The 21,758-nt window shown below is 73.8% G+C and carries 17 protein-coding genes and 3 pseudogenes; 8 read left to right on the top strand and 12 right to left on the bottom strand.

Annotated features, from left to right (window positions below; all coding sequences use genetic code 11):
* Nucleotides 1-29 precede the first annotated feature (29 nt).
* The 7 genes from rhaI to WA788_RS13305 form a co-directional block, all read right to left on the bottom strand.
* The gene (gene rhaI, locus WA788_RS13335) at nt 30-1,196 is read right to left on the bottom strand and encodes an L-rhamnose isomerase (RefSeq protein ID WP_335976661.1); all 1,167 of its coding nucleotides are present in this window, start codon (nt 1,194-1,196) and stop codon (nt 30-32) included.
* 51 nt (nt 1,197-1,247) lie between these two features.
* Nucleotides 1,248-2,708: an L-fucose/L-arabinose isomerase family protein gene (locus tag WA788_RS13330; RefSeq protein WP_335976658.1), complete on the bottom strand. Its 1,461-nt coding sequence runs from the start codon at nt 2,706-2,708 to the stop codon at nt 1,248-1,250.
* Nucleotides 2,686-3,057 (bottom strand): L-rhamnose mutarotase, encoded by a 372-nt coding sequence (locus tag WA788_RS13325; protein WP_335976656.1) that lies wholly within the window; start codon nt 3,055-3,057, stop codon nt 2,686-2,688. Before WA788_RS13325 ends, WA788_RS13330 begins: the two co-directional genes overlap by 23 nt.
* A gap of 104 nt (nt 3,058-3,161) precedes the next feature.
* Nucleotides 3,162-4,172, bottom strand: coding sequence for a substrate-binding domain-containing protein (locus WA788_RS13320; protein ID WP_435137700.1), 1,011 nt, complete (start codon nt 4,170-4,172; stop codon nt 3,162-3,164).
* A 207-nt stretch (nt 4,173-4,379) separates the two neighbouring features.
* Complete coding sequence (locus WA788_RS13315; protein ID WP_335976650.1) at nt 4,380-5,432, bottom strand: ABC transporter permease; 1,053 nt, start codon at nt 5,430-5,432, stop codon at nt 4,380-4,382.
* On the bottom strand, nt 5,422-6,465 hold the full coding sequence (locus tag WA788_RS13310) for an ABC transporter permease (protein WP_335976647.1): 1,044 nt from the start codon (nt 6,463-6,465) through the stop codon (nt 5,422-5,424). The genes WA788_RS13315 and WA788_RS13310 overlap by 11 nt, the downstream gene beginning before the upstream one ends.
* A complete protein-coding gene (locus WA788_RS13305; protein WP_335976645.1) occupies nt 6,462-7,979 on the bottom strand; it encodes a sugar ABC transporter ATP-binding protein in 1,518 nt (505 codons plus the stop codon). The genes WA788_RS13310 and WA788_RS13305 overlap by 4 nt, the downstream gene beginning before the upstream one ends.
* Nucleotides 7,980-8,540: 561 nt before the next feature.
* Here WA788_RS13305 and WA788_RS36055 point away from each other — a divergent pair.
* Both WA788_RS36055 and WA788_RS13295 read left to right on the top strand, forming a co-directional pair.
* Nucleotides 8,541-8,693, top strand: a pseudogene (locus WA788_RS36055) (HAD family hydrolase); the annotation flags it as partial.
* A gap of 367 nt (nt 8,694-9,060) precedes the next feature.
* Nucleotides 9,061-9,492, top strand: a complete 432-nt coding sequence (locus tag WA788_RS13295; protein WP_335976642.1) for an SUKH-4 family immunity protein — start codon at nt 9,061-9,063, stop codon at nt 9,490-9,492.
* Nucleotides 9,493-9,651: 159 nt separating this feature from the next.
* On the opposite strand, the gene WA788_RS13290 is transcribed toward WA788_RS13295, so the two are convergent.
* The 3 genes from WA788_RS13290 to WA788_RS13280 all read right to left on the bottom strand — a co-directional run bounded on the left by WA788_RS13290 (nt 9,652) and on the right by WA788_RS13280 (nt 13,751).
* Entirely contained in the window at nt 9,652-10,125 is a 474-nt protein-coding gene (locus tag WA788_RS13290) for a low molecular weight protein-tyrosine-phosphatase (RefSeq protein ID WP_335976641.1), read from the bottom strand.
* 23 nt (nt 10,126-10,148) lie between these two features.
* Entirely contained in the window at nt 10,149-12,758 is a 2,610-nt protein-coding gene (locus WA788_RS13285; protein WP_335976638.1) for a polysaccharide lyase family 8 super-sandwich domain-containing protein, read from the bottom strand.
* A 144-nt stretch (nt 12,759-12,902) separates the two neighbouring features.
* Nucleotides 12,903-13,751: a helix-turn-helix transcriptional regulator gene (locus WA788_RS13280; protein ID WP_335976635.1), complete on the bottom strand. Its 849-nt coding sequence runs from the start codon at nt 13,749-13,751 to the stop codon at nt 12,903-12,905.
* A 115-nt stretch (nt 13,752-13,866) separates the two neighbouring features.
* On the opposite strand from WA788_RS13280, the pseudogene WA788_RS13275 reads away from it, so the two are divergent.
* The 4 genes and pseudogenes from WA788_RS13275 to WA788_RS13260 form a co-directional block, all read left to right on the top strand.
* Nucleotides 13,867-14,040 (top strand): annotated as a pseudogene (locus tag WA788_RS13275) (GNAT family N-acetyltransferase); the annotation flags it as partial.
* A gap of 23 nt (nt 14,041-14,063) precedes the next feature.
* Entirely contained in the window at nt 14,064-14,516 is a 453-nt protein-coding gene (locus tag WA788_RS13270; RefSeq protein ID WP_335976633.1) for a type II toxin-antitoxin system PemK/MazF family toxin, read from the top strand.
* A 206-nt stretch (nt 14,517-14,722) separates the two neighbouring features.
* Nucleotides 14,723-16,093, top strand: a complete 1,371-nt coding sequence (locus tag WA788_RS13265) for an FtsW/RodA/SpoVE family cell cycle protein (protein WP_335976629.1) — start codon at nt 14,723-14,725, stop codon at nt 16,091-16,093.
* 49 nt (nt 16,094-16,142) lie between these two features.
* A complete protein-coding gene (locus WA788_RS13260) occupies nt 16,143-17,009 on the top strand; it encodes an SURF1 family cytochrome oxidase biogenesis protein (protein WP_335976627.1) in 867 nt (288 codons plus the stop codon).
* Nucleotides 17,010-17,112: 103 nt separating this feature from the next.
* Here WA788_RS13260 and WA788_RS36050 read toward each other — a convergent pair.
* Together WA788_RS36050 and WA788_RS13255 are read right to left on the bottom strand one after the other, a co-directional pair.
* Nucleotides 17,113-17,544: pseudogene (locus tag WA788_RS36050) on the bottom strand (YczE/YyaS/YitT family protein); the annotation flags it as partial.
* Between the two features lie 112 nt (nt 17,545-17,656).
* Nucleotides 17,657-18,511 (bottom strand): glutamate racemase, encoded by an 855-nt coding sequence (locus WA788_RS13255; protein ID WP_335976625.1) that lies wholly within the window; start codon nt 18,509-18,511, stop codon nt 17,657-17,659.
* 90 nt (nt 18,512-18,601) lie between these two features.
* Here WA788_RS13255 and yczR point away from each other — a divergent pair, with 90 nt between their 5' ends.
* Both yczR and WA788_RS13245 read left to right on the top strand, forming a co-directional pair.
* Complete coding sequence (yczR, locus tag WA788_RS13250) at nt 18,602-20,062, top strand: MocR-like transcription factor YczR (RefSeq protein ID WP_335976622.1); 1,461 nt, start codon at nt 18,602-18,604, stop codon at nt 20,060-20,062.
* 118 nt (nt 20,063-20,180) lie between these two features.
* Nucleotides 20,181-21,707: an APC family permease gene (locus tag WA788_RS13245; RefSeq protein WP_335976620.1), complete on the top strand. Its 1,527-nt coding sequence runs from the start codon at nt 20,181-20,183 to the stop codon at nt 21,705-21,707.
* Nucleotides 21,708-21,758: the final 51 nt, after the last annotated feature.

Below are 21,758 nucleotides of genomic sequence, written 5' to 3'. Positions count from 1 at the left end.
GTTTCCTCGCGTGTGCGGGTGCGCGCGAGTCAGGCGCCCCAGCCCGCCTGGGTGCCGCCCACCCGCTCCGCGACGATCCGCTCGGCGTAACCGGACCGCGCGTACGCGGCCATCGGGTCCGGGTCGAGCCCGCCCTCCTCGCGCAACTCCGCCAGCAGCGGCCGCACATCGGTGTTGAAGGCGTCCATCAGCACCCCGTTGGCGCCCAGCACGTCTCCGGCCGCCTGCGCCGCGGCCAGCGCCTCGGTGTCCACCAGCAGCGCCTTCGCGGTGGCCTCCTGGACGTTCATCACCGAGCGGATCTGGCCGGGGATCTTCGGCTCGATGTTGTGGCACTGGTCGAGCATGAAGGCGATCTGGGAGTTAGCCGCCAGCCCGCCCGCCCGCGCGACCTCGAAGAGGATGCGGAAGAGCTGGAAGGGGTCGGCGGCGCCCACCATCAGGTCGTCGTCGGCGTAGAAGCGCGAGTTGAAGTCGAACGCGCCGAGCTTCTGCTCGCGCAGCAGGAACGCCACGATGAACTCGATGTTGGTGCCCGGCGCGTGGTGCCCGGTGTCCACGCACACCCGGGCCCGCTCGCCCAGCCGCAGGCAGTGCGCGTAGGCGGTGCCCCAGTCCGGCACGTCGGTGGTGTAGAAGGCCGGCTCGAACAGCTTGTACTCCAGGATCAGCCGCTGGTCGCCCGACAGCCGCTCGTACACCGCCGACAGCGCCTCGGCCAGCCGGTCCTGGCGGGCACGGATGTCGTCCTGGCCGGGGTAGTTGGTGCCGTCGGAGAACCACAGCTTCAGGTCCCGCGAGCCGGTCAGGTCCATCACGTCCACGCACGCGAACAGATGGTCCAGCGCCTTGCGGCGGACGGCCGGGTCGGGGTTGGTGACGCTGCCGAGCTTGTAGTCGTCGTCCTGGAAGACGTTCGCGTTCACCGTTCCCAGCGCGATCCCGGCGTCGGCGGCGGCCCGGCCCAGCGCCGCGTAGTCCGCGACCTGGTCCCAGGGGATGTGCAGGGCGACGCTCGGCGCGACCCCGGTGAAGCGGTGCACCTGGGCGGCGTCGGCGACCTTCTCGAACGGGTCCCGGGGCACGCCCTGCTGGGCGAAGACCTTGAACCTGGTGCCGGAGTTGCCGAACGCCCACGACGGCAACTCGATGCGCTGCGCGCGCAGAACGTTCTTGGCTGCCTCACGACCGGCCATGGGCGGACCTGCTTTCCGTTGCGGGGAATTGCTGACGATGCGTCACTCGGGTCACAGCGCGACCTCCACCAGGTCCACGCCCAGCAGGTCGGCGGTCGCCCGCAGTTGCGGCCGCAGGTCGCCGACGCCCAGCGCCCAGTGGTGCGAGATGCCGGTGGAACTCCACGCGTCCGTCCACTCGCCCGGGTCGCAGCCGAAGTCGACCCGCGAGGTGGTGTTGCCGATCTCCAGCAGCGGGCCGGGCACCACCTGCCCGGTGGACGCCACGAACCGGAACGCGCCGTCGCGCTGCTGCGCGATGCCGAACGCGGTGACCGGCCCGTGCGCCACGTCGAACTCCACCGACACCCCCCAGCCGCGCTTGCCGTGGTAGACGCCCAGGCCGCGCAGCAGCGGGCGGCGCCTGCTGATCGTCAGGTGGGCCGGGCCGTCATGGCCCATCTCCACCACGTTGTCGCGGAAGTTCAGCGCCTGGAGCTCGGTGAACGAGCCGCCGCCGCCGAGCCGGTCCACCACCAGCATCGCCAGCGACGTACGCAGCTCGTACTCGCCGGTGGCGGGCAGCCCGCGCGCGGTCAGCAGCGACGCGCCCAGGATCATGCCCGCGCCCAGCCGCTCGTGCTGCTCGCCCTCAAGTCCGCGGTGGTAGTAGGCGAGGCTGTCCAGCGCGAAGTCGGCTGCCAGCCGGTCCAGGCCCACCGACACCTTCGCCGCCCAGCGGAAGTCCTCCTCCTGGACGCTGGGGTCGATGTCGAAGACCTCCCGGGCCAGCGCGATCCGCTCGTCCACCTGCGCGTCGGTGACCTCGGCGACCCGCACCCGCAGGTCGTCGAACTCCAGCACCTCCATGTGGCCGCCGAAGTTCGCCGGGACCAGCGTGAGGTCCGTCGACACGTCCAGCATCCCCGGGTACAGGTGCCCCATCAGGCCGTGCCGGCCGTGCCGCAGCGCGCCGCGCACCCCGGCCGCCTCGATCCACCGGCCGATCCGCGCCCAGGCCCGCTCGTCCTCCAGATAGCCCGACACCGACCGGAAGTCGATGCCGCAGCGCAGGAAGGCGTTGGCCATCTCCGGCAGCGGGCAGGCACCGCAGTACGCCAGCCACTGCCCGGTGTCGAAGGACGCGTGGTCCATCGCCTCGGTGGGCTGGAGGTTGATCAGCAGTACCGGCGCACCGCTGCGCTGCGCGATCGGCACCAGCATCGAGGCGGTCATGTAGGTGGTGAGGAAGCCGACGATGATGTCGCAGCCGGCCACCCGCAGCGTCTCGGCGGCACGCGCCGCGTCCTGCGCGTCGGAGACGAACCCGGCGTCCACCACGTCGGCCTCCAGCGCCCCCAGCCGCTGCGCGACGCGGTCCGCGGACCGCCGCAGCTGCGGGAGCAGGTCGGGGAACTGCGGCCAGTAGGCGCCGAGCCCGCCGGCCACCAGGCCCACCGTGGTCCGGCGGGCGGCCACCCGCGGCAGCCCCTCGGGCAGCGGGGCGCGCTCAGCGCCCGACGTCGTGGTCATCGGGTCCTCCTTCGTGGGCGCGCAGTTGGTCGTCGAGGTGGAAGACCGGCCGCAGCAGCAGGAACCCCTCGTCGGGGGCGCGGCCGTCCAGGCCGGTGAAGAAGGGCGCCATCTCGGCCTGCCAGCGGGCGTTGACGTCGGTGCGGGCCATCGCGGCCTGGGCGGCGGCGAGGTCGTCGGCCTCGACGTAGCCGACGAGCAGCCCGTCGTCGGCGGCGAAGATCGAGTAGTTGTGCCAGCCGGCCGCGGCCAGCGCGCGGAGCATGTCCGGCCACACGTGCGCGTGCCGCTCGCGGTACTCCTCGAGGCGGTCGGGCCGGACCCGGAGCAGGAAGCAGTAGCGGTTCATCCGTTCGTCGTTCCCCAAGGGCTCGCCGGGCGCCGCCGGCGCCCGGGTGCCACCGGCGCCGGCCGGCCCCGCGGGAGGGACCGGCCGGCGCCGCGCGGCGTTTTTCAGAAGTCGAACTTGTCGACGTTGGTGGAGTCGAAGACGGTCGGCGGGCCGAGCACCACCGACGGGCTGCTGCTGCCGGAGGCGCCGATCACCGTGTAGCTGCCCAGCGTGCCGGCCTTGAAGGAGGACCCGGCCTGGAGGCTGGCGCTGCCGGACGCGAGCGACGCGGCCGCATAGCCGGCCAGGTAGCCGAGCTTGTTCGGGTCCCACAGCTCGAAGGACTTCACGGTGCCGTCCTTGACGTAGGACTTCATCTGCGAGGGCAGCCCGAGCCCGGTGAGCGTGACCTTCTTCGCCACGTCCTTGTGGTTGGACAGGTACTGCGCCGCCGTCGAGATGCCCACGGTGGTCGGCGAGATGATGCCCTTGAGGTTCGGGTACGCCGACAGCAGGCCCTGGAGCACCGTCAGGGAGGTGGCCGGGTCGTCGTTGCCGTAGACGGTGCTGACCAGCTTCATGTTCGGGTACTTGGCCAGCTGCTGCTTCATGTACTTGATCCAGGCGTTCTGGTTGGTCGCGCTGGCCGCCGCCGACAGGATCGCGACCTGGCCGCTGCTGCCGATCTGCTTGGCCAGCAGGTCCACCTCGGAGGTGCCGATGACCTTGGTGTCGGCCTGGTTGATGAACAGGTGGTTCGGGCTGGTGCCGCAGGAGATGTCGGAGTCGAACGAGACGATCTTTATCCCGGCGGCCGCGGCCTGGTTCAGCGACGGGCACAGCGCGGACGGGTCGTTGCCCGCGATCACGATGGCGTCGGCGTGCTTCTGGATCGCGGTCTGGATCGACGGGATCTGCGCGGCCGCGGTGTCGGCGGTGCCGGAGCTGACCACCACCTTGCCGCCCAGCTCCTCCAGCGCCTTCTTGCCGCCCTGGTCGGCCAGCACCTCGTACGGGTTCTGGGTGTCCTTCGGGATGAAGTAGACCGTCAGGCCCTTCTTGACCCCGGTCGCGGTCGGCTTGCCGGTCGGGTCGGCGCCGGCGTTGGAGGAGGAGCCGCACGCCGCGAGCATCAGGCCGGCCACGGTAAGGGAAAGGAGTGCGGTCGCCCTGCGGCGTGCCGTTCTGCTAAGGGTCACGTGACTGTCTTTCTTCGAAGGGCTGGACGAGGGACGGTGGAGCAAAGCGGCTTGACGAAAAACGTGACGAAAAACGTGACGAAAAACGTGACGAAGAAGGGGCCGGGCGCCGGGAGGTGCGAAGCCGCGCCCGGCCGGGCGTCAGGCGGCCGGCAGCGGGCCGCGCCGCGCGCGGGCCCTGGCCCGCCGCAGCAACTCCCCGCCGTTCGGCACGATCACGCTGACCAGCAGCAGCGCACCGGTGACGATGTTCTGCACCTCGGGCTGGACGCCCATCTGCGTCAGCGCCTGCTGGAGGCACCCGACGATGGCCACCGCCAGCACCACGCCGATCACGGTGCCCCGGCCGCCGAAGATCGACACCCCGCCGAGCAGCACGATGGCCACCACGTTGAGTTCGAGGCCGGTGCCCGCGTCGTAGCTGACCGAGGAGTTCTTCAGGGTGAACAGGATGCCGGCGAGCGCGCAGAACAGCCCGGAGACCACGTAGAGCCCGAACTTGATCCGGTCCACCCGCACCCCCGAGAAGCGGGCCGCCTCCGGTTGCAGGCCGATCGCCACGATGGAGCGGCCCAGCGACGTGGCGTGCAGCACCACCCCGAAGAGCACCGCCAGCACCAGGAAGATCAGCGCCGACCAGGCGATCTTCGTCCCCTGCACCGGCATGACGCCGATCTTGGTGAGCGAGATCGGGAAGCCGGTGATGGTCCGCGGCGCCAGCACGATCTCGGACAGGCCGCGGAAGAGCGTCAGGGTGCCGATGGTCACCGCGATCGACGGCAGCCCCATCTTCGCGACCAGCAGGCCGTTGAGCGCACCGCCGGCCGCGCCGACCGCCAGCGCCGCGGCCATCGCCGCCCACACCGACCAGCCGTCGTGGAAGAGCGAGCCCATCACGGTGCCGGACAGCCCCAGCATCGAGGCCACCGACAGGTCGATCTCACCGGTCATCACGATCAGGGTGAGCGGCAGCGCCATGATGGCGATCTCGCCCATGTTCAGGCTGATGTAGAAGAAGTTGGTGCCGTCCAGGAAGTCCGAGGAGTGCGCGGCGCCGAAGATCACCACGGCGATCAGCACGAACACCAGCGCGGTCTCCCAGCGCACCAGCGAGCGCCACAGCGGCTGCCCGCCGTCGTCGACACCCCGGTAGGAGGCGGCCGGCGGCTTGGCGGTGGTCAGGTCAGGCGTCACGGTGTGCTCCCTGTGCGGACTGGAGGCTGCGGGCCACCCGCAGGCCCAGCCAGCGGTCGAAGGCGATGGCCGCCAGCAGCAGGCCGCCGGCGATCGCCTCGTTCCAGAAGGACGAGATCTTCGCGGCGACCAGCGCCTGGTTGATCGTGTTGAGCAGCAGCGCGCCCAGGGCGGCGCCCAGCACGGTGCCGCTGCCGCCGAAGATGGCCACCCCGCCGACGACGACCGCGGAGACCACGGTCAGCTCGTAGCCGTTGCCGCCGGTGACGTCGATCTGGGCGTGCAGCGCGAGGAACAGCGAGCCGGCCAGGCCCGCGAGCGCGCCGCTGATCACGAAGGCGCCGAAGACCCGCCGCCCGGCGGGGATGCCGGCCAGCGCGGCCGCCTCCGGGTTGGAGCCGATCGCGTACAGGTCGCGGCTGGCCCGGAAGGAGCGCATCGCGTAGCTGACCACCGCGACCACCACCGCCACGATGATCGCCAGCCACGGCACCCCGAGGAAGGTGCGGTACCCCACTTCCGTGAAGGACTTGGGGATGGCCGCCGGGTCGATGGTCTTGCCGTCGACGATCACCCCGTCCACCCCGCGCACGATGTAGAGCATCGCCAGGGTCACCACCAGGCTCGGCACCCGCGTCACGACCGTGATCACGCCGTTGATCGAGCCGACCAGCGCGCCCACCGCGATGCCCAGCACATAGCCGAGCAGCACCGGGAAGCCGGCGTGGTGCTTGAAGACGTCCCCGACGACGTAGGCGGACAGGCCGACCACCGAGCCGACCGACAGGTCCACGTTGCGGGTGACGATCACCATCGTCTCGCCGACGCCGAGCAGCGCGATCAGCGAGGCGCCGGTGAGCAGCTGCTGCACGCTGTGCGCATTGGCGAAAGCGTGGTTGCTGATCGTGGTGACCACGAAGACCAGCACGATCGCGACGCCGATGCCCAGTTCGCGGGCCCGCAGCAGCGCCGCGCCGCGTGCGAAGCGCTGGGTGCCCTGGGCCGGGGCGGGTGCGGTGAGCTGTGCGGTCATGAGGCCACCGCCGCGTAACCGGTGGCGGCGCGCATGATCGAGTCCTCGTCGGCCTCGTCGCGGGCGAGCTCCGCGGTGATCCGGCCCTCGTGCAGGACCAGCACCCGGTCGGCCATGCCCAGCACCTCGGGCAGTTCGGAGGAGATCATCAGCACCGCCATCCCGTCGGCGACCAGGCCGTCGAGGATGCGGTGCACCTCGGCCTTGGTCCCGACGTCGATACCTCGGGTCGGTTCGTCGATGATCAGCAGCGAGGGGTCCCGGGCGAGCCACTTGCCCAGCACCACCTTCTGCTGATTGCCGCCCGACAGGGTGGAGACCGGGTTCTTCATCCGGCCGAACTTCAACTGGAGCCGCTCCGCCCAGGTCAGCGCCAGCTCGCGTTCCGAGCCGCGGCGTATCAGGCCGAGCCGGCCCAGCCGCGCCAGCGAGGCCAGCGCCACGTTGCGGTCGATGCCCATGTCCATCACCAGGCCCTGCTGGCGGCGGTCCTCCGGGACGAGCGCCACGCCGGCGGCCATCGCGTCGGCCGGCACACCGTTGCGCAGCCGCCGGCCGCCCACCGTGACGGTGCCCGACGTCCGGCGGTCGATGCCGAAGACGGCCCGGGCGACCTCGCTGCGCCCGGCGCCGACCAGCCCGGCCAGGCCGACGATCTCGCCGCGGCGCACGGTGAAGCTGACGTCGTGGAAGACGCCCTCGCGGGTGAGGTGCTCGACCTCCAGCACCGTCTCACCGGGGGAGGTCTGGGTCTTCGGGAAGAGCGCGCCCAGCTCGCGGCCGACCATCGACCGGATGATGGAGTCGGCGGTCACCTCCTCGATGGGCGCGGTGCTCACGAACTTCCCGTCGCGCATGATGGTCACGCGCTGGCAGCTGGCCAGCACCTCTTCGATGCGGTGCGAGATGAACAGCACCGCGGCGCCCTGCTCGCGCAGCGTGCGCATCACCTCGAAGAGCCGCTCGACCTCCACCGTGGTCAGCGCGGCGGTCGGCTCGTCCATCACCAGCACCTTGGCGTCCAGCGACAGCGCCTTGGCGATCTCGACGATCTGCTGGTCGGCGACGGACAGGCCGCGGGCCTGCCGCTGCGGGTCCAGTTGGACGCCCAGCCGCTCGAATACCTCCGTCGCCGCCCGGTTCATCGCGGTGCGGTCGATCCGGCGGCCGGCGCGCAGCGGCTGACGGCCCATGAAGATGTTCTCCGCGACGGTCAGGTCGGGGAAGAGGGTGGGCTCCTGGTAGATGATCGACACGCCGGCGGCGCGGGAGGCCGCGGGGCCGGAGAACACCACCGGGGTGCCGTCGACCGCGAGCCGGCCGCTGTCGGGCTGGTGCACGCCGGCGAGGATCTTCACGAGCGTGGACTTGCCCGCGCCGTTCTCGCCCAACAGGGCGTGTGCCTCGCCTGGGTAGAGGGTGACCGACCCGTCCTCAAGCGCGCGCACCGCGCCGAAGCGCTTGGTGGCCTGCTCGAGGACCAGGAGCGGGTCCTTGCCTACGGGATCTTTCATCGCGCCAGGTCCTCGTCTTGGTGTGGTGCTCGGTGGCGGGTTCGCCACATGTGGGCCCACTCCCTCCCCGGAACGCGGTCCGGGACTCGTCGTGCCCTCCGTCCGAACGTCGGGCCACCGGTGAATTGGAACGTTTCACAAGGGTGAACGACGCGAGACTATGTCCTGTGTCACGTGACGTCTAGGGTCGCGCACGAAATATTCGCGGCTACGGAAGAGTGCTGGTGGGCGCGTCGCGCCGCAAGGGCTTTCGGGTGGGCCCGGGGTGGCGGCGCCCGGGGCCTTCCGGGCGCCGCGGCGGCTGGATGCGGCCCGGCGGCCGGTATCTTCCCCGAATCGTGCCGTTACGCCCCATTGCGGAGCCCGTCCGCCACCGTTATTCTGTGCCCGTCTGAAACGACTCAGCCCACCAAGCCCGGTGCCCGGCAGGCGAGTTGCCAGCGCCTTCCCACATGCTGGCACCCGGCCGGGTGTCGGAAGCACGCGAGGCGTCCCGCCATCGGGTGCAGCGCGTGGCGGTGTCATCCTTGGCCGGTGTTCTCATCCGATCACGCGGGCGCCGTGTTCTTCGATGTCGATGGCACCCTCGTCCCAGGCACCAGTTCGTCGGTCTTTCTGGCTGGCTTCCTCGGCCATCGGGACGAGTTGGCCAAGGCCGAGGACGCCTACGCCTCCGGTGGCCTGGACAATCGACAGGTCTCCGTGCTGGATGCCGAGCGTGGCGTTCAACGCATCGGCGCGAGCACGTGCGGCGGCGACTGTCACGGTGGACGACGACCTACGGGGCGTGCTCCCCGCCCTGAGCCGCTTGGTCACAGCCACTCGCTGACGGCCACGACGAGAACGGCCGCCGTACGCCATGGCCCCCACCCCCTACGGCGCCGGAACGTCGGTGCCGGTGACGCGCTCGCGCTTCTTGGTTCTCGCCGCGGCCGCCGCACGGTCGGCGGGTGCGGGCGCCTGCCGCTCCGGCACTGCAAGTCCTTCCCGGGGCGGCATCAGGTCCGGGCGGATGCGGCACCGTGTGCGTGGGGAACGTGTAGTCGCTCTTGAGGGAAAGCATGGAGGAGTCCGATTTCAGGTGATCTATGGAACCGTCAGGGTCTCATCCTCTTCCGGGGACGTTTCGTTGGAGGTGCCCCGGGAGTTCTACAACTACCGGGCTTCTGGTGAGGTGTGGTTCTCCCGCAGGGCGGAGGGCGGCGTGCACTGGGGTTTCGGGAAGATCGAAGCCACCTCCGACATCTACGTCCGAGCCTCGAACGGCGAGATCTGGGCGGGGCATCCCGAAGGTGAACCCGTGTTCGTCAATTCCTCCCTGTCAAGGTTTTCGGCGTCGGTCCGCCGTATGGTCCTGCGATGGCCGTACTACTCCGAGGACTCCGACTACGGTGACTGGGAGGCGGCTGCGCAGTCTTTGCAGGAGGATCTGCGGGCCATCGACCCGGAATCCATCGAGAGGGACGGCTACTGGGCGGAGTTCGTCTCGGCCGTTGAGATGGGAGATTTTTGAACCGTGAAGCGCGCTCGAACCGGGCGGGGGAGCACGGTGTTGCCGGCGGCGAGGCGCACTGCGGCCATGAACTGCGCGCGACGGCACGGGGGTTGGGGGCGGCGGCCACGTGGTCGGGGTGCCGCGCGTATCGGGCAGGTCGGCGCGGAGCGGCGGGGCTCAGGGGGCGAGGTGGGTGCGGGTCCAGGTGAGGAGGGCGGGGGCGGCGGCCTCGATCATGGTGAGGACCGTGGTGAAGCCGTCGGGGCCGCCGTAGTAGGGGTCGGGCACGTCGAGGTGCGGGCCGCCGGCCGGGGCGGCCGGGTCGAAGGAGCGGAAGAGCCGGACCCGGGCGGGGTCGGGCACCAGCGTGCGCAGCGCCCGTTCGTGGCCGCGGTCCATCGCGAGGAAGAGGTCGGCGTCCAGATGCTCCGGGCCGACCTGCGCGGCGACATGGTCGACAGGGTAGCCGTGCTGCTCCAGCACCCGCGCGGAGCGCGGGTCCATCGGCTTCCCGACGTGCCAGGGCCCGATGCCCGCGCTCGTCACGCGCACCCGGTCGGACAGGCCGGCCCGGCGCAGGTGCTCCGCCACCACCAGCGCGGCGGACGGCGACCGGCAGATGTTCCCGCTGCATACGAAGCACAGATGCACGGGCGCCAGGCTACGGGCCTGCTTCAGCACAGCGTCACCTCCACGGTGGCACCGTAGGCGTGGTGCGTGGCGGCCTCGATCCGGGTGCCGCCGCGGGTACGGGTGACGCGCACCCCGTCCGCGCCGCCGGCCGGCCGCAGCTTCCGCCCGCGCAGCAGCACCGTGACGGACTCCCGCGCCGTGGTCGGGTCGGCCACCGCGACCGTCGTACGGCCGTCGCGGTGCTCCCGCACCAGCACCGACGCCGGACCGTCGACCTCCAGCGGCCCGGCGCGGTGCGGCCCGGGACCGAACGCGTTGGCGGCCGTGATACCGAGCCCGGTGTGCCGGACGGCCTGCACGGCGGGGGAGTTGGCGAGCACCGACAGCGGCCCGGACCGCCCGTACCCGCGCAGCGCCTGCTCGCTCGCGCCCGGCACCAGCGCGTACGCGAAACAGGCCGGCGCGGCGCCGGCCTCCTGCGCGCAGCCGACCGAGAAGACCTGCTTGGTGACCGCGGTGTCGGGGTTGGCGGTACGGATCGCCCGCCGGCTGCGGGTGACGGTCGCAAGGCCCACCCGCACCAGCGGCGCCCGCCCGGGTCCGGGCAGCAGGACGTAGCCGACGGCGGTGCCCTGCCCGCCGTCGGCGTAGCGCAGCCAGGCCAGTTCGCCGCTGCCGGGCCCGGTGAACGCGCGGCCGTCCCGCAGTTGCCCGGTGACGGCGACCGGGTCCCCGGGGGCCGCGACGCGCGTGTCGAAGGTGGTGGTCACCGCCCGGCCCGCGTCGTCGCCGACGCCCGCGGCGAGCACCACCACCTCGTCGTCGAAGAAGTACCAGGACTTGGTGGCGCGCGCGTTCGCGTAGGCGACGAAGTCCGCGGGGAGCAGGCCGGTGCGGGCCGCGGCATAGGACGCGTCATCGGACAGCACCAGCCCGCAGGTGCCGTACGGGCCCGAACGGGCGCCCCCGGAGTGGGAGTTGGTGGACAGCGGGAAGTAGACGTAGGTGTTCTGCGCCTCCGACGAGGAGGTGAACCCGGCCGCGGGGTTGTCGTACCAGGCGGTGCCGTACAGCTCCGGCACGCTTCGCCGGGTCTGGACCGGCGCGGTCACCCCGCCCAGCGCGTAGGGCGACACGGTCGTGAAGTGGTCGACGCCGTACGCCTGCGTCTGGTCCTGGCCGGACAGGTAGAGGTAGTGCGCGCCCGCGCCCTGGAACCAGGGCAGGAGGTTCTCGCCGTTCATGTACTCGTAGCCGCTGATCCGGGTGGAGCTGCGGGCGAGGGTGAACGCCCAGCCGGGGCGGCGGTGCACCACGCGGTCCATCGCGTTGAACGCGGTGTGCTGGGCGGGCGCGTTGAGGTCGGCGGCGGGCACGGAGGGGTCGGCGAGGAGGTCGGCGTAGCGGGCGGTGCTCACCGGGGAGACGAACGACGCCGGGTCCACCGGTGCCCGCGACTCGCGCCGGACGAACTTCGCGTACCCGGCGAGCGCGGTCGCCCGGGCGCCGGTGGTGTACGCCGCCAGGTCCACCACGGACTCCACGACGGTGCCCACGTCCGCGTAGCCGGTGGTGGGGCGGGAGACCGCGCGGCCCTTGACCGCCTCCGTCATCCACCCCTCGAAGATCAGCGGCGCGAAGCTGTCCGCCACCCAGCCGGCGGCGGTGCCCGCCGGGTCGGTGCCGGCCAGGTAGCCGGTGCCGTCCAGCAGTTTGACGGTCTGCACGATCCGGCTGAGCAGCCCGGTGCCGTAGGAGCCGGTGTAGGCGACCGACGCGTGCTGGAGGTAGGAGCCGTCGGCGTAGAACCCGTCGGTGACGTGGTGCCGCAGCGCGTACGGGTCGATGGGCGCGAGCACCGTGGCCTGGTCCGCGACGGCCTTGGTGATGCGGGCGTCGTCGCCGGTCAGGGCGCCCTGCATGATGCGGTCGGTGGTGATGTCGGCGAGGTTGGCGCCGGTGTGGAAGCGGGAGTCGAGGTCGACGTCGCCGTCCTTGCCGTTGCGCAGGTAGCCGTCCATGGCGGCGACGTAGGCCGCGGTCAGATCGGGGTGGGAGGCGGCGACGGTCTCCTGGAGCAGGATCAGGGTCTTGGTGGCGTACTGCGGGATCGCGATCTCCCAGTTGAACCAGTTGCCGTAGTAGCCGGCCTGCTGGTCGCCGAAGCAGCGGTCGTAGAGCCACTGGAGCCCGTCGGCGGCGCGCTGCTGGACGGCGGTGGCGCCGGTGAGGTCGGCGGCGCCGGACGGGACGCGGGTGGCGAGCGCGATCTCGTACAGGTACTGGTAGGCGGCGGTCAGCGCGGTGTCGCTGCTGCCGAGGGTGAGGCCGGCGAACAGCTCGCCGCTGCCGGCCGCGTCCATCGCGGCCAGCCGGGTGCGGGCGGTGGCGGCGATCGCGGCGAGCTTGGCGGCGACCTCCGGGCGGGCGTTGGAGGCGGCGGTGCCCGCGAAGACGTCGACGGTGTTGGACAGTACGGTGGCGCGGTCGGCGGGAGTGCCGGGGGCGCCCCGGGGCGCGGGGGCGGTGCCGGCCGTGCCGGCCGTGGTGGCCGTCGTGTCGGCCGTGGTGGCCGACGCCCGGTCCGGCGCCGCGGCGAGCACGGCGGTCGCGGGCACCGCGGCGATCAGGGCGCGGCGGGAGATCTGCACGGCGGGGCCTCCAGGGGTGGGCGGAAGCGGTGCTTGCGGCCTGGCCGTATTGAAGCAACGCTTCCGCCGCGCGTCAGCACTTCTCACACGGCCGCCGGGCGCGTGGGGCCTTTGTCCGGCCGGAACCGCGTCAGGCGTCAGGCGTCAGGCGTCCGCCGGCGTGAAGCGGTTCAGGCCGACCGCCGCCAGCAGCCGCAGTTTCTCCGCGCCCTCGCTGCGGGGCGGCGCGGTGAGCACCAGCAGGGTCTGCGACTGGTCGTCGGTGAACAGCGCCTGGCAGTCCACCTCGATCGCCCCGATCTCCGGGTGCAGCAGCGTCTTGTGGTCCTCGAAGCGCTGCGCGACCTCGTGCCGGTCCCACAGCTCGGCGAACTCCGCGCTGGCCCGGTGCAGGGCGCGCGCCAACTCGCCCGCCCGCGAGTCCGGTCCGCGCAGCCCGTACGCGACCCGCAGGCCCGCGACCTGGGCGCGGCCGTGCCGGGTGTGGTCGTCGGCCGGGTAGGAGGAGCGGGCCGCCGGGTCGGTGAACCAGCGGTAGACCGCGCTGCGCGCGAGCCCGGTGTACCCCGAGGCGTCGCCGAACAGCGCGGCGGCCATCCGGTTCTGCACCAGCGTCTCGCCGAGGTCGGTCAGGATGAGCGCGGGCGTGTCGTCGAGCCGGTCCAGCACCCGCAGCAGCGCCGGGGCGACGTGCGGCACCGCGGACAGCGACACCGGCGCGTTGTGCCCGGCGATCCGGTAGAGGTAGCGGCGCTCGTCGTCGGTCAGCCGCAGCGCGCGGGCGAGCGAGGCGAGCATCTGCTCGCTGGGCTGCGGGCCGCGCCGCTGTTCCAGCCGCGTGTAGTAGTCGGTCGACATCACCGCGAGGCCCGCCACCTCCTCGCGCCGCAGCCCCCGGGTACGGCGCCGCGCGCCCTGGGGGAGGGCGACGTCCTCCGGGCGCAGCGCCTCCCGTCGGCGGCGCAGGAAGTCGGCGAGTGCGGCACGGTCCATGCCTTCCATTATCGGCCTCTGCGCCCGCCCGGCCAGGGACTGCCGATCCCCCCGTCCCGGCGGTGCGGCCCGCCGCGGCCGAAAACCGCTTGCCGTACGGCGCTACGGTCGTGGGATGACCTTCGCGCCCCGGCTGGAAGAGATCACCGCCGCCAACCTGCGAGCCGCCCTCGCCGTCGAGGTCGGCCCGGACCAGGCGCACCTGGTCGAGCCGGTGGCGGCGTCGCTCGCCGAGGCGTACGTGCACCGCGCGTTCGCCTGGCCGCGCCTGATCGTGGACGGCGGGCGGGCCGGGGAAGGGCGGGGTGAGGGATGAGCGGGGGGATGTGGGCCGCGGTGCTCGCGGTGGCGGCGCTGGCGCTGGTCGCCGCGGTGGTCGACGGCCGCGCCAGGTCGCGGCGGCCGCCGCGGGGCGCGCGCGGGGGCGCCGGCCCGGGTCCGGGCCGGGGGCCCGCGCTGCGGCAGCCGCGCCGGGGCGAGGTGTGGTGGGCGCGGGTGCCGTTCAAGGACGGCCCGGGCGGCAAGGACCGGCCCTGCCTGGTGCTGTCGGTCCGCGGCGGCTCCGCGCGCGTCGCCAAGATCACCACCAAGCGGCACGCCGGGCTGCCGGGGGTGCTGGCCCTGCCCCCGGGCACCGTCGACGACGCGGCGGGCCGGCAGAGCTACCTGGAGACCGGGGAGCTGCGGGACGTCCCGCTCCCGGCGTTCCGCCGCCGCGCCGGAGCGCTGGACCCCGGCTTCATGAAGCGGCTCGAACGGCGCTGACGCCCCCGGACCGCACCCATCCCGACGCCCGCCCCGCGCGTCGCACCCTGTGACGCGCGGGGCGGGCGTATGTGCCGTAACCGCGCCCCCGCGGCCGGGGAAACGCTAGCCTTGCGTGCGTTGTGGCCGTTTCGGCCGTCAGGTCGTTCCGAGCCAGGGGGGCTCATGCGGAGAGCCGGTGCACCGACGCGCGCCTTCGGCCCGCGGTGACCCGTCGCACCGAGCTCTGGCTGCTGCTCCTGGCCATCGCGGTGCCGGTGTACGCGTACGCCGACGCGGGGCTGGCGCTGCACGGCGAGGTGCCGTCCGGGCTGCTGGGCTACGGCCTCGGCCTCGGGCTGCTGGCGTGCCTCGGCCACTTGGCGGTGCGCAGGTTCGCCCGCCACGCCGACCCGCTGCTGCTGCCGATCGCGACGCTCCTCAACGGCCTCGGGCTGGTGGTCATCTGGCGGCTGGACCAGTCCCCGCGGCTGCGCTCCGACCCGGGCTTCCAGGTGGCCGCGCCGCGCCAGCTGCTGTACTCCGCGGCGGGGCTGGTGCTCTTCGCGGTGGTGCTGGTGCTGCTGCGGGACCACCGCACGCTCCAGCGGTACACGTACACCTCGATGGTGGTCGCGCTGGTGCTGCTGCTCCTGCCGCTGGTGCCGGGGCTCGGGCTCGACGTGTACGGGGCGCGGATCTGGATCGCGCTGGCCGGGTACAGCATGCAGCCGGCGGAGTTCGCGAAGATCGTGATCGCGGTGTTCTTCGCGGGCTACCTGGTGGTGAAGCGGGACGCGCTGGCGCTGGCCGGGCGGCGGTTCGCCGGGCTGGCGCTGCCGCGCGGCCGGGACCTGGGGCCGATCCTGTCGGTGTGGGCGCTGTCGGTGCTGATCCTGGTCTTCGAGACCGACCTCGGTACGTCGCTGCTGTTCTTCGGCATGTTCGTGGCGATGCTGTACGCGGCCACCGAGCGGACCAGCTGGCTCGTCTTCGGCCTGCTGATGGCGGCGGGCGGCGCGGTGGGCGTCGGCTCCTTCGAGCCGCACGTGCAGCAGCGGGTCCGGGCGTGGCTGCACCCCATGGGCGAGTACCTCAAGAGCCGGCAGGGGCTGCCCGGCCACTCCGAGCAGTCCATGCAGGCGCTGTGGGCGTTCGGCTCGGGCGGCCTGATCGGCACGGGGCTGGGGCAGGGCAACTCCGACCTGATCGGCTTCGCCGCGAACTCCGACTTCATCCTGGCCACGGTCGGCGAGGAGCTGGGGATGGCCGGGCTGGTCGCGGTGCTGCTGCTGTACGCGCTGGTGGTCGAGCGCGGGATGCGGGCCGCGCTGGCCACCCGCGACCCGTTCGGCAAGCTGCTGGCGGGCGGGCTGTCGGCGGCGTTCGCGCTCCAGGTGTTCGTGGTGGCCGGCGGTGTCCTCGGGCTGATCCCGCTGACCGGGATGACGCTGCCGTTCGTGGCGTACGGCGGGTCGTCGGTGATCGCGAACTGGGCGCTGGTCGGGATTCTGGTCCGGATCAGCGACACCGCGCGGCGGCCGGACCCGGAGGGGGCCGCCGGCGGGGAGGCGTACGGGGACGGGGGCGCTCGGTGAGGCGCCCCCGGTGTCCGGTGGGTGCCGGGGCGAGGGGTACCGTCGTTCCGTGCTTCGCGTCCTGCTCACCCGCCGCTGGATTCTGCTGACCCTGCTGTTCGTGGTGCTGATACTGGTCATGGGCCGGCTGGGCCTGTGGCAGTACCACCGCTACGAGCAGACCAAGCGCAGCAACCACCGCATCTCGCTGGCCATCCACGCGAAGCCGGTGCCGATCCAGACGCTGACCCACCCGGGTGCGAAGATCCCCGGCAGCCTGCGCTACCGCCCGGTGACCGCCACCGGGCACTACGACGCCGCACACGAGTTCGTGGTCCGGCGCCGTACCAACGCCAACGGCGACCAGGGCTTCTTCCTGGTCACCCCGCTGATCACCGCCGACGGGGACGCCGTGCTGGTCAACCGCGGCTGGATCGCGCCCGCCGACGACACCGCGGCCTTCCCCGCGGTGCCGAAGACCCCGACCGGCACGGTCACCCTCACCGGGCGCTTCCAGCTCGACGAGACCTCGCGGCTCAGCGGCATCCGGGACGTGGGGGGCTTGCCGGCCCGCCAGTTCATGCTGATCAACAGCACCCAGCAGGCGAAGAAGCTGGCCGAGCCGGTGCTCAGCGGCTACCTGGAGCTCGTTCGGACCAGCCCGCCGCTGACCAAGGGCGAGTCCGCCGAGCAGGTCGGCGCCCCCGGCAGCGACACCTCCGGCACCGACATGGCGGTCGTCGGCCAGGGCGTCCACCTGCCGTACGCGATCCAGTGGTGGCTGTTCGCGCTCATGGTGCCGGTCGGCTGGTGGATTCTGCTGCGGCAGGACCTGAAGGAGCGCCGCAAGAAGGCGGCCGCCGCTGCCGCGGCTCCGCCGCGGCCCGCGGCCGAGGACGAACCGGCGCCCGGCGCGGAGACCGCCGCCCGGACCTGACCGGCGCGCCGCCGCGCTCCTCGGGCGTCCGGTAGGCCAGGCGCGGCAGCAGCAGTTGGGCGATCGGGCCGATCGACACCGCGTACAGCACGGTGCCGGGGCCGGGGCGCCCGCCCAGCGCGACCCCCGCCACCAGCACCGTGACCTCCATCAGGGTGCGGATGAACCGGATCGAGCGGTGGGTGGCCGCCGACGCGCCCGTCATCAGCCCGTCCCGCGGCCCGGGCCCGTACCGCGCGCCGACGTAGATCGCGATCGACACCCCGTTCACCAGGACGCCCCCGAGCAGCAGGCCGACCCGGGCCGCCCACCCCGGGTGCGCGGGCAACAGCGCGAGCCCCAGGTCCGAGGCGGACGACAGCACCAGGATGTTCAGCACCGTGCCGAACCGCGGCCGCTGCCGCAGCGGAATCCACAGCAGCAGCACCGCCACCCCGACCAGCGCGTTGACCGCGCCGAAACTCAGCGGACTGTGCCGCTGCACCCCCTCGTACAGCACGCTCCACGGACTGACCCCGAGCGACGCCCGCACCATGGCCGCCAGCCCGAACCCGTACAGTGCCAGCCCGACCACCAACTGCGGCATCCGCCGCCACGGATCACGCCCGAGCGCCACATACCCCAGCGCGACGCCGCTCCTCGCCGCCTCACCGCCCACGGCCGCCGCCCCCTTCCCCTGCCGCCGCGTCGGTGCCCGACAGCAGCGCGCGGCCTTCGGGATAGGCGAGCGCGGCGGGCGGCAGCGCGGCCGGGCGCCCGCTGTGGAGGACCCTCAGCGTGCCGACGGCGGGTGCGTACGGTCGGGCCGGGACGCCGATCCTGCGCAGCGTCTGGGCGGCCACGGCGTCCGCGGTGCCGTGCAGCTCGACCGGCGGCCTGCCGGCCCGGAGGAAGCCCGCGCGGACGTGTCCGGCGATCAGTTCGTAGTGGGTGCAGCCGAGGACGACGGCGCGCACGTCGGCCGGGGTCCGCTCGACCGCGGCGGCGACCGCGGCCCCGACCGCCTCCTCGTCGGCGTGCTCCACCGCGTCCGACAACCCGGGGCAGGCCACTTCGGCCACGCGCACCCCGTCGGCGAACGCGTCGATCAGCGCGCGCTGGCCGCTGCTGCCGGTGGTCGCGGGGGTGGCCCACACCGCCACCGGCCCGCCGTGCAGGGCGGCGGGCCTGACCGCCGGGACGGTGCCGACCACCGGCACACCGGGTTCGAACCGCGCGCGCAGCGCGGGCAGGGCGTGCAGCGTGGCGGTGTTGCAGGCCACGACCAGCGCGTCCGGGTGGTGCGCGGCCGCCGCCTCGGCGACGGCCATGGCCCGCGCGGCCAGGTCCGCGGGGGTGCGCGGGCCCCACGGCATCCCGTCGGGGTCGCAGGTGAGGACGAGGTCGGCGTCCGGGCGCATCCGGCGCAGCGCGGCGGCGGCCGCGAGCAGCCCGAGGCCGGCGTCCAGGAGCGCCAGGCGGGGCCGGGCCGCGGGAGGCGGGAACGGAACGGGCGGGGGCATGGGGGCTCCTGCGGGTGGGGCGGCGGGTTGATGGGGAGGAGTCTGTAAGGTGATTGGACTGGATGACATGGCCAATCGAGGGAAAGTGGTATGGATACGGTGGGGCGGGCCGGGGGGCGGCTGGGAAGCCGGCAGCTGGCGGCGATGCTGCCGGAGCCGGCCGGGTTCCGGCCCGCGTACCGGTACCTGGCGCGGGCGGTGGGGGAGCTGATCCTGGACGGGCGGATCGCGCTGCATGTGCGGCTGCCGGCCGAGCGGGAGCTGGCCGAGGCGCTGGGGACGAGCCGGGCCACGGTCACGGCGGTGTACGACCTGCTGCGGGAGAGCGGGTACGCGCGCAGCAGGCAGGGCGCGGGCACCTGGACGGCGCTGCCCGAGGGCCGTACCCCGCGCGGGGTGACGAGGGCGCTGGGGGCGCCCGCGGCGGGCATCGACCTGGCCCGGGCGGCGCTGGGGCTGCCGCCGGCCGTGGCGGACGCGCTCGCCCGGGTCCGGGAGCGGCTGGCGGAGCACACCCACACCGCGGGCTACCACCCGTACGGGCTGGCGGAGTTGCGGGCGGCGGTGGCGGAGCGCTTCACCCGGCGCGGGCTGGCGACCGTACCGGAGCAGATCCTGGTGACCTCGGGCGCCCAGCACGCGCTGACGCTGGTGCTGGGCCTGCTGGCCGCGCCCGGCGACCGGATCGCGGTGGAGAACCCGTCGTACCCGAACGCCCTGGAGGCGATGCGGCGCGCCCGGCTGCGCACCGTCCCCGTCCCGGTGGCCGACACCGGCTGGGACACCGGGATCGTGGCGTCCACGCTGCGCCAGGCGATGCCCCGGCTGGCCTACCTCATCCCCGACTTCCACAACCCCACCGGCTGCCTGCTGCCGGACGCCGAGCGGGCCGGGGTGCTCGCCGCCGCCGGGCGCGCCGGCACCTGGCTGATCGTGGACGAGACGCTCGCCGAACTCGCCCTGGACGTCCCCGCACCCGCGCCGCTCGCCTCGCACGCGCCGCCGGGCGGGGCCGGGCAGGTCGTCACCATCGGGTCGATGAGCAAGACGCACTGGGCGGGCCTGCGCATCGGCTGGCTGCGCGCCCCCTCGCGGCTGGTCACCGAACTCGCCGCGCAGCGCGTCGCCTCCGACATGGGCGGCTCGGTGATCGACCAGCTCCTCGCGCTGGACCTGCTGTCCGCCGCGGACGGCGGCCCCGCGCCGGACCGGCTCGCCCTGCTGCGCGCCCGGCGCGACGCGCTGACCGGCGCCCTGGCCGCGGACCTGCCGCACTGGAGCTGGCACCTGCCGCCCGGCGGTCTGTCGCTGTGGGTCGACCTCGGCGCACCGGTCGCCACCGCGCTGGCCGAACGCGTCCTGGACTACGGGGTGCGGATCGAGGGCGGCGGCTACTTCGCCACCGACCCGGGCCTGTTCGAGCAGCGCCTGCGCATCCCCTACACGGCGCCGGCCGACACGCTGCGGGAGGCGGTGCGGCGGATGGCCGCGGCGCTCGCCGACGGGCTGCCGTCGCCCGCGGCGCAGCGGCGCCCGCACTGGATCGCCTGACCCCGGCGGCGGATCGCCCGCCTCCCGTGTGGTGTTGGGGTGGCTGCGGGTCACCCTGGCGGGGGACGGCCGGTCCGGTCGGCCGTCGCGCACGGATGCTTGCCGGGAAGATCCGGGTATGTCGCCCTCGGTGCCACCTGAGACCGCGCCCGCCGCCGGCCGGCCCGGCCGACCGTCGCCGCCCCGGGCGAAGCTGGCCCGCACCCTGACCACCCCGAAGGTCGCCTTCATCGCGGTGGCCGCGGCGGCCCCCCTGGCCACGGCGGTCGGCACGCTGCCGCTGTCCTTCGCGCTCGGCGCCGGCCCCGCGGTGCCCGCGCTGCTGCTGCTCGCCGGGCTCACCCTGCTCTGCTTCTGCTGCGGGTACGCCGCGATCAGCCGGGAGGTCGGCCAGGGCGGCGGCTTCTACGGGTGCGTCGCGCGCGGCCTGGGGCGCCCGGCCGCGGTCGGCGCCGGGATGGTCGCCGTGGTGGCGTACACCGCGGTCGTGGTGGCGCTGCTCGACGCGTTCGGGTACGCCGCGCAGGGCGTGGCCGCCGCGCACGGACTGCACCTGGCGTGGCAGGTGTGGGGCGCACTGGGGCTGGCCGCGGTGGGCGTACTCGGCTGCCGGCACGCCGGGGCGAGCGCCCGCGTGCTCGCGGTGTGCCTGGCCGGACAGGCCGCGGCGCTGCTCGCGCTCGACGTCGCGGTGCTCGCCGCGCACGGCACCGCCGCGCTCCCGGCCGCGTCCTTCGCCCCGCAGCGCGTGCTCGCGCCGGGCGCGGGCGTGTCGGTGATGTTCGCGTTCGCTTCGTTCGTCGGCTTCGAGTCGGCCGCGCTGTACGGGGCGGAGGCGCGCGACCCGGGCCGCAGCGTGCCGCGCGCGACGCTCCTGGCGGTGCTGCTGGTCGCGGCCTGCTCCGTGCTCACCAGCTGGGTCGCGGTCGGCGCGCTCGGGGCGGACCGGGTCCGCCCCACCGCGGCCGCGCACCTCGGGGACCTCTTCTTCGGCCTCGGCGCGCACTACCTGGGCGGCCCGGCCGCCACCGCCATGCAACTCCTGCTCTGCGCCAGCCTGTTCGCGAGCTGGCTCGCCCTGCACCACGCGGCCGCCCGCTATCTGCTGCTGCTCGGCCGGGACCGGCTGCTGCCCGGCCGGCTCGACGCGGTGCACCCGCGGCACCGCGCCCCGCACCGGGCCGGCGCCGTACAGACCGCATTGACCGCGGCGGTGGCGGCGGCCTGCGCCGCGGCGGGCCCGGACCCGTACCCCGGCATGTCCGCGCTGCTGGGCCTGGGCATCCTCGGTGTCATCGCGCTCCAGGCCGCCGCGTCGGTCGCCGTCCTCGGCTACTACCGCCGCCGGCCCGGCCACTGGTGGCACACCCGGCTCGCCCCGGCCCTGGGCGCGGCCGGCCTGCTGGCGGCCACCGTGCTGGTGCTGCGCGACTTCCCCGCGCTGACCGGCAGTTCGGACCCGGCCGTCACCGCACTGCCCTGGCTGCTGGCGGTGGCGGCGGCAGGCGGCGCCGCCTACGCATGCCGGCTGCGCGCGGCCCGCCCCGACCGCTACGCGCTCCTGGCGGGGCTGCGGGCCGGCGAGGGCCGCCCGGGCCTGCCGGCCCAGCGCGACCCCCGCGCCGCCCGCCGCACGGCCACCTGACGACGGCCGGCGCCTCACATCTGGCCCTCACATCTGACGGCCGGTCAGGCG

Source organism: Streptomyces sp. CA2R106 (assembly GCF_037034245.1).
In the GTDB taxonomy this organism is placed as follows: Bacteria; Actinomycetota; Actinomycetes; order Streptomycetales; family Streptomycetaceae; genus Actinacidiphila.
Note: the sequence above shows the minus strand (reverse complement) of the source record. Positions and strands in the feature narration are given on the sequence as shown.

Coding starts and splice junctions, on each gene's coding strand:
- WA788_RS13310 (WP_335976647.1), bottom strand. CDS start 6,465: ATGACCGCACAGCTCACCGCACCCGCCCCGGCCCAGGGCACCCAGCGC.
- WA788_RS13325 (WP_335976656.1), bottom strand. CDS start 3,057: ATGAACCGCTACTGCTTCCTGCTCCGGGTCCGGCCCGACCGCCTCGAG.
- WA788_RS13330 (WP_335976658.1), bottom strand. CDS start 2,708: ATGACCACGACGTCGGGCGCTGAGCGCGCCCCGCTGCCCGAGGGGCTG.
- WA788_RS13255 (WP_335976625.1), bottom strand. CDS start 18,511: ATGCCCCCGCCCGTTCCGTTCCCGCCTCCCGCGGCCCGGCCCCGCCTG.
- yczR (WP_335976622.1), top strand. CDS start 18,602: ATGGATACGGTGGGGCGGGCCGGGGGGCGGCTGGGAAGCCGGCAGCTG.
- WA788_RS13305 (WP_335976645.1), bottom strand. CDS start 7,979: ATGAAAGATCCCGTAGGCAAGGACCCGCTCCTGGTCCTCGAGCAGGCC.
- rhaI (WP_335976661.1), bottom strand. CDS start 1,196: ATGGCCGGTCGTGAGGCAGCCAAGAACGTTCTGCGCGCGCAGCGCATC.
- WA788_RS13270 (WP_335976633.1), top strand. CDS start 14,064: ATGAGCGGGGGGATGTGGGCCGCGGTGCTCGCGGTGGCGGCGCTGGCG.
- WA788_RS13320 (WP_435137700.1), bottom strand. CDS start 4,172: ATGCTCGCGGCGTGCGGCTCCTCCTCCAACGCCGGCGCCGACCCGACC.
- WA788_RS13280 (WP_335976635.1), bottom strand. CDS start 13,751: ATGGACCGTGCCGCACTCGCCGACTTCCTGCGCCGCCGACGGGAGGCG.
- WA788_RS13245 (WP_335976620.1), top strand. CDS start 20,181: ATGTCGCCCTCGGTGCCACCTGAGACCGCGCCCGCCGCCGGCCGGCCC.